Genomic DNA, 9333 nt, shown 5'->3' with positions numbered 1-9333 from the left:
AGTCATTCCACCTTATTAATCAAAAACTTATCAAAAATAAAATGTTAAGCCATTGTTAAGTATAAACAAAAGAAAGTAAATTATTGTTATTAAATCTTTAAACTCATTATTGTCGAATACTTGACCTTTTTATAGTTTCCTTATAATTTGTAAAGCTGCTGAGAAGTTTGATCAAAGGAATTGTTAAATTTATTGTCCCCACATCAGCACATTTATCGGCCAATTCACCCATAATTATTAGAAGTTACTTCGGTCGGATTCAATTATTAGGAGCCAGGAAGGCACCAAGGAAAGGAGGATGCAATGTCGCTTTACAATCCAGCATTAGAAAAGGATAACTGTGGCTTTGGTTTAATTGCTCACACAGAAGGTGAGACGAGCCATAAGTTGGTTCGAACGGCCATCTCTGCTTTAGACAGAATGACCCATCGTGGTGGTATCGCAGCCGATGGTAAAACAGGTGACGGTTGTGGACTACTCCTACAGAAGCCAGACTCTTTTTTACGAATTATTGCCCAAGAGAGCAACTGGAAATTAGGCAAACAGTACGCCATTGGCATGGTTTTTCTCAATGCCGACCCCATTCAGGCGCAAGCTGCCCGCGAAGTCATGAATCAAGAGCTCGCTAAAGAGACGCTCTCTGTCGTTGGCTGGCGCTCGGTGCCAACCAACTCTGATGTGCTGGGCCCTATCGCGGTAGAAACGCTACCTAATATTGAACAAGTTTTTATTAATGCCCCTGCTGGTTGGCGCGAACGTGACATTGAACGTCGTTTATACATAGCAAGACGTCGTATAGAGAAACGCATTACCGATGACTCCGAATTTTATATCTGTAGCCTATCCACACAAGTAATTGTCTATAAAGGCCTCTGCATGCCAGCAGATCTTCCTCGTTTCTACTTGGATCTGGCTGACCTGCGTCTTGAATCGGCTATCTGCCTGTTCCATCAGCGCTTCTCAACCAATACTCAGCCTAGATGGCCTTTGGCACAGCCATTCCGTTACCTAGCACACAATGGTGAAATCAACACCATAACTGCCAACCGTAAATGGGCAAAAGCGCGTGCGTATAAGTTCTCAACACCGCTATTGCCTGATTTGCAAACAGCAGCGCCTTTTGTCAACGAGGTTGGTTCCGACTCCTCGAGCCTCGACAACATGTTAGACCTATTCTTATCTGGTGGTATGGATCTGTTCCGTGCGATGCGTATGTTAGTTCCGCCAGCATGGCAGAATCACCCTGATATGGACCCAGAGCTTCGCGCTTTTTACGATTTCAACTCAAAGCATATGGAACCGTGGGATGGCCCAGCAGGCATCGTTATGTCTGATGGTCGCTTTGCCGCTTGTAACCTTGATAGAAATGGTCTGCGTCCAGCACGATACGTCATCACTAAAGATAAATTAATCACCCTAGCTTCAGAAGTGGGAATTTGGGATTACGCACCTGATGAGGTATCCGAAAAAGGGCGTGTAGGTCCTGGTGAACTTCTGGTCATCGATACCCGAAAAGGAAAAATCTGGCAATCTGAAGAGATCGATAACGATCTGAAAAGTCGACACCCCTACAAAGAGTGGATGGATGAGAACGTTCTCCACCTAACCCCTTTTGAGCAGTTAAAAGATGATCAACTGGGTACACGATCTTTAGACGACGAACAGCTGAAAACCTATCAAAAGCTGTTTGCTATGAGTAACGAAGAGCAAGATCAAGTCCTTCGTATCTTAGGGGATGTTGGACAAGAAGCCACCGGTTCCATGGGTGACGATACTCCAATGGCCGTTCTCTCTTCAAAAGAGCGCCCTGTGACCGACTATTTCCGTCAAATGTTTGCTCAAGTGACCAATCCACCCATTGATCCACTGCGTGAAAAACATGTGATGTCACTTGCTACCAGCATTGGTTGTGAGATGAATGTATTTTGTGAAACCGATGGACACGCACACCGCGTATCCTTTGAGTCTCCAGTACTGCTTTATTCTGACATGCAGCAGTTATTAGCGCTGGACAACAAATACTATCAAAGTGCCACCATTAACATTAACTACAACCCTCAAGAAAAAGATCTTAAGCAGGCCATTCTTGATGTGTGTGATCAGGTGGAGCAATCAGTAAAAGAGGGAACGGTTTTGGTGCTGCTCTCTGATCGTGCTATCAGTAAAGAGACACTCCCGATTCCCGCATCAATGGCAGTTGGAGCGGTTCAACAACGATTGATTGAAGAGAACCTTCGTTGCGATTCAAACATAGTGATAGAGACTGCAGTGGCGCGTGAACCGCATCAATTCGCAGTGCTACTTGGCTTTGGCGCAACGGCTGTCTACCCATACTTGGCCTATGAAGTCCTCGGCAAGATGCTTGATGATAAGGTGATTGATAAGCCTTATCCGCAAGTGATGAATAATTTCCAAAAAGCGATCAATAAAGGGCTGTTTAAGATCATGTCGAAAATGGGCATATCAACCATCTCCTCTTATCGTAGCTCACAACTGTTTGAAGCCGTTGGCCTAAGCAGTGATGTCGTTGATCTCTGTTTTAACGGTGTCACCAGCCGTATCCAAGGCTCTGACTTTGAGGATTTCCAACAAGATCTGTTTAATCTGTCTCGTAAAGCGTGGCTAAAACGTAAACCTCTTGAACATGGTGGTGCACTGAAATATGTCCATGGGGGTGAGTACCATGCCTATAACCCAGATGTGGTTAGCACCTTGCAACAAGCGGTTAAGACAGGTGAGAGCAGCGACTACAAGTCATTTGCTAAAGAGGTTAACTCACGCCCAGTGGCCACACTGCGTGATTTAATGAAACTGAAAAAGACCGATAACACACTGCCACTTGAAAAAATTGAACCGAGTACCGAGCTGTATAAACGCTTTGACTCCGCCGCCATGTCCATTGGTGCGCTAAGCCCAGAAGCTCATGAAGCTCTGGCCACAGCAATGAACCGACTCGGTGCTTTCTCCAACTCAGGGGAAGGGGGGGAAGATCCAAGACGTTTTGGTACCGAGCGTAACTCTCGCATCAAACAAGTAGCATCTGGCCGCTTTGGGGTAACCCCTCACTACCTAGTCAATGCCGATGTACTACAAATAAAAGTTGCTCAAGGGGCTAAACCAGGAGAAGGTGGTCAGCTTCCGGGTCACAAAGTCACAGCAGAAATTGCCCAACTTCGTCATTCGGTACAAGGGGTCACACTGATCTCCCCTCCACCGCACCACGATATCTACTCGATTGAAGATTTGGCGCAGTTGATTTTCGATCTCAAGCAGGTCAACCCAAAAGCCTTAGTGTCGGTTAAGTTAGTTTCCGAACCGGGTGTTGGTACGATCGCAACCGGTGTCGCGAAAGCCTACGCTGATTTAATCACGATATCTGGTTACGATGGTGGTACCGCCGCCAGCCCATTAACCTCAGTAAAATATGCCGGTTGTCCGTGGGAGCTAGGTTTAGCAGAAACGCAGCAAGCCCTTGTTGCTAATGGACTTCGCCATAAGATTCGCCTGCAAGTTGATGGTGGATTAAAAACAGGGGTAGATGTGGTTAAAGCCGCAATTCTTGGGGCTGAGAGCTTCGGTTTTGGTACCGCTCCTATGGTCGCAATGGGTTGTAAGTTCTTACGTATTTGCCACTTAAACAACTGTGCTACTGGTGTCGCTACTCAAGATGCGACCCTACGTAAAGATTACTTTAAAGGTCTACCAGAAATGGTCATGAACTACTTCATCGGTTTAGGTGATGAAGTTCGTGACATTCTGGCTGAGCTTGGCATTGAGAAACTGACTGATCTTATCGGTCGTACCGATCTGCTCGAAGTCGTCAGCGGAATGACGGCAAAACAGTCTAAGTTAGACCTTTCACATATCCTTGAAGCACCGGTACCACTCGAAGGTAAAACCGTCTATTGCAGTGAACCCAATACTCCGTTTGATGGCGCTCAACTCAATAAAGTGTTACTTGATGAAGCCTTAGCAGCGATTGAAAATAGAGAAAGTACCAACCTCTATCACAACATCATTAATACCGACCGCTCTGTTGGCGCAAGTCTTTCAGGAGAAATAGCCAAGCGCTACGGTAACCAAGGCATGGCAGCGTCACCAATAACAGTCAACTTAACCGGTACCGCTGGACAATCCTTTGGTGTGTGGAATGCCGGTGGTGTTAACTTACTTCTTATTGGTGATGCCAATGATTATGTGGGTAAAGGCATGGCAGGAGGAAAGATCACGATTCGCCCACAAGTGGGCAGTGCTTTCAAATCCAATGATGCCACCATTATTGGTAACACCTGTCTTTACGGCGCAACAGGCGGAAAACTGTTTGCAGCGGGTACTGCTGGTGAACGTTTTGCAGTTCGTAACTCGGGTACCATTGCGGTGATTGAAGGTGCAGGAGATAACGCCTGTGAGTACATGACAGGAGGCGTCGTTGCTATCCTTGGTCAGTGCGGCGTTAACTTTGGTGCAGGCATGACAGGAGGTTTTGCTTATGTACTGGATAAAAACAGTGACTTTGAAGGTCGTGTGAATACCGAGTCGGTTGAAGCGCTTGCTCTGAATGAGCTCCCTATTCACCAAGAACATCTGCGCGGGTTGATTGCTCGACATTTAGAAGAGACAAAATCAGCACACGCAGAACATATTTTAGCTAACTTTGATGATTGGATTCCGATGTTCTACTTAGTTAAACCAAAATCAGCAGACCTGAAAACTCTGCTAGGTCATCAAAGCCGTAGTTCTGCTGAACTACGTGTTCAAGCGCAATAGTTGGAGGGAACCAATGAGCCAGAATGTATACCAATTTATCGATGTTCAGCGAGTAGACCCAGCTAAGAAGTCTTTGAACATTAGAAAGATCGAGTTTGTAGAGATCTATGAACCTTTTACCAAACAGCAAGCTGCAGCTCAAGCCGACCGCTGCCTAGATTGTGGTAACCCATATTGTGAGTGGAAGTGTCCTGTACATAACTACATCCCGCAATGGCTAAAGCTCGCCAATGAAGGGCGAATTATTGAAGCGGCAGAGCTGTCGCATCAAACCAACAGTCTTCCAGAAGTATGTGGCCGAGTTTGCCCGCAAGATCGCCTCTGTGAAGGCTCTTGTACGTTAAACACTGACTTTGGCGCTGTCACCATTGGTAACGTTGAGAAGTACATCAATGACAAAGCCTTTGCAATGGGCTGGAAACCAGATGTTTCAAATGTTGAGTGGACCGATAAACGCGTTGCTATCATTGGTGCTGGTCCTGCGGGCCTTGCTGCCGCTGACATTTTAGTGCGAAACGGTGTTAAAGCGGTGGTTTATGATCGTTATCCAGAAATTGGTGGCCTGCTGACGTTTGGTATCCCCTCTTTTAAACTTGAAAAAAGTGTCATGACCAATCGCCGTGAAATCTTTACCCACATGGGCGTTGAGTTCCAGCTTAATACCGAAGTAGGTAAAGATGTGCAGATGCAAACGCTTATCGACGACTACGACGCGGTATTCTTAGGGGTTGGTACTTATAAGAACATGCGGGCAGGACTGGCAAATGAAGATTCGCCTGGTGTCTTTGATGCCCTGCCATTCTTGATCTCTAACACCTACAAAGTGATGGATCTTGAGCAAAAAACTGAAGATTTCATCGACATGAAAGGCAAGAATGTCGTGGTGCTTGGTGGGGGAGATACCGCGATGGACTGTGTTCGTACCTCAATCAGACAGAATGCGGCAAAAGTTATCTGTGCCTATCGTCGTGATGAAGCCAACATGCCGGGCTCAAAGCGTGAAGTGAAAAACGCCAAAGAGGAAGGAGTGAACTTCATGTTTAACCTTCAACCTCTAGGTCTTGAAGTTGATGCTTCAGGCAAAGTATCTGGTGTTAAAGTGGTGAAAACAGCTTTAGGTGTGGCAGATGATGCCGGCCGCCGCCGCCCTGAACCCGTAAAAGGGAGCGAGCACGTACTCAAAGCCGATGCAGTGATCATGGCCTTTGGTTTCCAACCTCACGAAATGAAATGGTTAGAACCTTATGGGGTTGAACTGGATCAATGGGGCCGAATTAAAGCCGCTTCAGATCAAAGCTTTCAGTACCAAACCTCAAATGAGAAGATATTTGCTGGCGGAGATGCCGTTCGTGGTTCAGACTTGGTGGTAACTGCCATCGATGAAGGTCGTAAAGCTGCTGAAGGTATTATGGATTTTTTAGAGGTATAATGCCGCTAGAAAACACATGATTAAAAAGGCTGGCTTGTTCAGCCTTTTTTACGCCATGATAAAATATCCCAAACTCGATAAACAACCTGGTGATAACGGATGAAACAGATAATGGTCATGCTAACAGTGTTATTTTTAACAGCCTGTAGCCAAGGAGTCTCTGAGATGCAAGATAGATCAAAACAGATATGCGGTGATAAACCTAACTGCGTCTCTACCTTAGACAGTAGAGAGCAACACCACTTAGAGGATTTCACACTGCTGAATGCCAGCACAACCTCGATGGAGCAGATCAAACAGGCCGCATTAACACTTTCTGGTGCAAAACTCGCCGTAGAACAAGATAACTACCTGCGCATTGAGTGCACCAGTTTCGTGTTTCGTTTTGTTGATGACCTTGAGATCAGAGTCGATGGCGACCAACTACTCGTTCGCTCAGAGTCCCGCACAGGTCACTCCGACTTTGGGGTAAACCGAAAGCGTGCCAACACGCTACGTACAAAATTAACCGAGCTTGGCATCATTCAGTAATAGAGTGAAAAGCTATGATACAATCGCTCACATTCCACTATTGAAACTATTGAACAACAGAGATAACAACATGAAAATTGGCATTATTGGTGCGATGGAGCAAGAAGTTACCATCCTTAAAGATCAACTTGTAAACTGCGAACAGCATAACAAAGCAGGCTGTACCTTTTATACGGGCTCATTAAATGGCGCTGACATTGTGTTATTGCAGTCAGGCATTGGTAAAGTGGCCGCCGCAGTAGGCACGTCAATTCTTCTTGAAAGTTACCAACCTGACGTAGTGATTAATACTGGTTCTGCCGGTGGTTTTGACCCTAGCTTAAACTTAGGCGATGTCGTTATCTCAACAGAAGTTCGTCATCACGATGCCGATGTGACCGCCTTTGGTTATGAAATAGGCCAAATGGCTGGCCAACCTGCCGCGTTTACTGCCGATGCTGAATTAATGTCAGTGGCTGAGCAAGCGTTAGCACAGATGAAAGACAAACATGCGGTACGTGGTTTAATCTGTACCGGAGACGCCTTTGTTTGCAGTGCTGAGCGCCAAGCCTTTATTCGTACTCACTTCCCAACAGTGATTGCTGTTGAGATGGAAGCGGCTGCCATTGCGCAAGCGTGTCACCAATTCAATGTTCCTTTTGTGGTGGTTCGCGCGATTTCGGATGTCGCTGATAAAGAGTCTCCAATGAGTTTTGAAGAGTTCTTACCGCTTGCCGCTCAAAGTTCATCCGAGATGGTGGCTAAAATGGCTGCGATTCTAAACGCGTAATTTCCCATCACTATGACAGAACAACTGTTATCGTTTATTGCAGACGGCTCCGTACTGGTTATGTGGGCCGCTCTGCTGTTTCATTTCATCCTCCCTATTCCATTGGACTATCACCCTATGGTGTTATGGGGAAAGTTTGCCATCTTGCTCTCTGACAAGGTAAACAAACAGCAGAGTCAACAACAGCGTCTACTCTCCGGCTCCCTCTCTTGGTTACTCATGTGCATTCCGGCTTTAATGGTACTGGTTGCCGCTCTGCCACTGATATGGAAAGTTGAGCTATACAATCTTGCCCTACTGTTACTGGCCATTGAGTGGAGAGGCAGTGAGAAAATATCTACAACGTTAGTAAACAGTTTACGCGTTGAGGATAAAGCGCAAGCCAGATCGCTACTGGCAAACTATGTCAATCGAGAAACCAGCACACTCTCGCTATTAGGATTAGGAAAAACGGGCGCTGAAACGATGATCCTCAGTTACAGCCGAAACATTGTGGCCGTACTATTTTGGTATGCGATTGGTGGTGGTATTGCCGCTATTATGTATCGTTTAATTGCTGAGCTAGCGAGAAACTGGTCACCCAGTCGACCGCTATTTCGACCGTTTGGCTTGCCGAGTGTTTACCTTTTAGCCGCTCTAGATTTTATTCCGCTGCGACTGTTTGCACTGCTGCTCTGTGTCGGGAGTAACGCCAAAGGATCCTTTCATGCCCTATCCACTCAAGGAAAGCAGTGGTTGTTGCCAGGTCCTGGCTGGTTGTTAGCTTCAGTGGGGGGAAAATTAGAGATATCACTGGGTGGGCCCGCTATTTACCAGCAACAGAAGATGATTCGGCCAAAAGTTGGAGGACGCATTGCTCCATCGGCTTATCACTTAGCACAACTCAGAACCCTTTTAAATAACCGCATTATTATTTGGGTGGCGATTCAAAGCTTAATTATGATCGCCATTAACCAAGGATTATAACTGGATGTTGCGACAATTCGTGTTAATCACCCTATCGCTGCTGATCAGTTTCAGTGCATTGTCTATTGTCCCCGCCAAACGAGTCATTAGCCTTGCCCCGCATACTACCGAGCTTGCATATTCTGCCGGTTTGGGCCCCGCTATGATCGCAGTGAGTGAATACAGCAACTACCCACCAGAAGTTGAATCACTTGAAAAGGTGGCGAACTATAATGGCATTAAAATAGAAAAAATCATCACATTACAACCGGATCTCATTCTCGCATGGAAAGGAGGAAACCCAGAGAGAGCGCTCAATCAATTGGAGCAGTTAGGGTTTACCATCTTCTACTCGAACCCTCAGAGTCTTGAAGAGATCAGTGCAGAAGTGCTTACTCTCAGTCAATGGGCTGACGATCCAAATACCGCGATAAATGCTGTTGCAGAGTTTGATGCCTTGATTCACTCGTTACGACAATCAAATAGTACTCAACCTACGGTGCCCTTCTTTTATCAATTAAGTGAAAAGCCAATTGTCACCTTTTCAGGCTCTCATTGGCCCGAACAGATTTTTTCACTCTGTCGAGGTGAAAACATTTTTCACCAAAGTAGCGCTTCATACCCCCAGGTTAATGAGGAACAAGTGATTGTTCGTCAACCTCAAGTGATCTTCACCTCACCTCACGCTCATACTAATGATGCATTCTGGCAACGCTGGGCAGGGAGGTTGCCTGCTTGGGATAAGCAGCAAATTTGGTCACTGAATGCAGACTGGATAAATCGCCCTACTTTGCGTGCCGTTAACGGAATAGAACAGGTATGCAAATATCTCTCCAATGCGCGTGAAAAATTACTATCACAATAATTGGCAATTACCTTTTGAATCAGTACA

General features: G+C 46.0%; 6 protein-coding genes. All 6 read left to right on the top strand.

Translation table 11 applies throughout. From position 1 onward, the window contains the following. Positions 1–303 precede the first annotated feature (303 nt). The 6 genes from gltB (at position 304) to btuF (ending at position 9306) form a co-directional block, all read left to right on the top strand. Positions 304–4767: a glutamate synthase large subunit gene (gene gltB / locus L4C32_RS12480; RefSeq protein WP_428197206.1), complete on the top strand. Its 4464-nt coding sequence runs from the start codon at positions 304–306 to the stop codon at positions 4765–4767. A 13-nt stretch (positions 4768–4780) separates the two neighbouring features. Continuing rightward, positions 4781–6196, top strand: coding sequence for an FAD-dependent oxidoreductase (locus L4C32_RS12475; protein WP_428197205.1), 1416 nt, complete (start codon positions 4781–4783; stop codon positions 6194–6196). 99 nt (positions 6197–6295) lie between these two features. Further along, the gene (locus tag L4C32_RS12470; protein WP_428197204.1) at positions 6296–6727 is read left to right on the top strand and encodes a DUF1499 domain-containing protein; all 432 of its coding nucleotides are present in this window, start codon (positions 6296–6298) and stop codon (positions 6725–6727) included. A gap of 70 nt (positions 6728–6797) precedes the next feature. Beyond that, positions 6798–7496, top strand: a complete 699-nt coding sequence (mtnN, locus tag L4C32_RS12465; protein ID WP_428197203.1) for a 5'-methylthioadenosine/S-adenosylhomocysteine nucleosidase — start codon at positions 6798–6800, stop codon at positions 7494–7496. 12 nt (positions 7497–7508) lie between these two features. Then, the gene (locus L4C32_RS12460) at positions 7509–8462 is read left to right on the top strand and encodes a cobalamin biosynthesis family protein (RefSeq protein ID WP_428197202.1); all 954 of its coding nucleotides are present in this window, start codon (positions 7509–7511) and stop codon (positions 8460–8462) included. Positions 8463–8466: 4 nt separating this feature from the next. After that, positions 8467–9306, top strand: coding sequence for a vitamin B12 ABC transporter substrate-binding protein BtuF (gene btuF / locus L4C32_RS12455; protein ID WP_428197201.1), 840 nt, complete (start codon positions 8467–8469; stop codon positions 9304–9306). Positions 9307–9333: the final 27 nt, after the last annotated feature.

Origin of the sequence: Aliivibrio kagoshimensis, assembly GCF_050337105.1 — a bacterium.
Lineage (GTDB): Bacteria > Pseudomonadota > Gammaproteobacteria > Enterobacterales > Vibrionaceae > Aliivibrio_A > Aliivibrio_A kagoshimensis.
This window is presented reverse-complemented; position numbering and strand designations above follow the sequence as displayed.

What these genes read in the sequence shown, in the direction of transcription:
- gltB (WP_428197206.1), top strand. Translation starts at nt 304, where the DNA reads ATGTCGCTTTACAATCCAGCATTAGAAAAGGATAACTGTGGCTTTGGT.
- L4C32_RS12475 (WP_428197205.1), top strand. Translation starts at nt 4,781, where the DNA reads ATGAGCCAGAATGTATACCAATTTATCGATGTTCAGCGAGTAGACCCA.
- L4C32_RS12470 (WP_428197204.1), top strand. Translation starts at nt 6,296, where the DNA reads ATGAAACAGATAATGGTCATGCTAACAGTGTTATTTTTAACAGCCTGT.
- mtnN (WP_428197203.1), top strand. Translation starts at nt 6,798, where the DNA reads ATGAAAATTGGCATTATTGGTGCGATGGAGCAAGAAGTTACCATCCTT.
- L4C32_RS12460 (WP_428197202.1), top strand. Translation starts at nt 7,509, where the DNA reads ATGACAGAACAACTGTTATCGTTTATTGCAGACGGCTCCGTACTGGTT.
- btuF (WP_428197201.1), top strand. Translation starts at nt 8,467, where the DNA reads ATGTTGCGACAATTCGTGTTAATCACCCTATCGCTGCTGATCAGTTTC.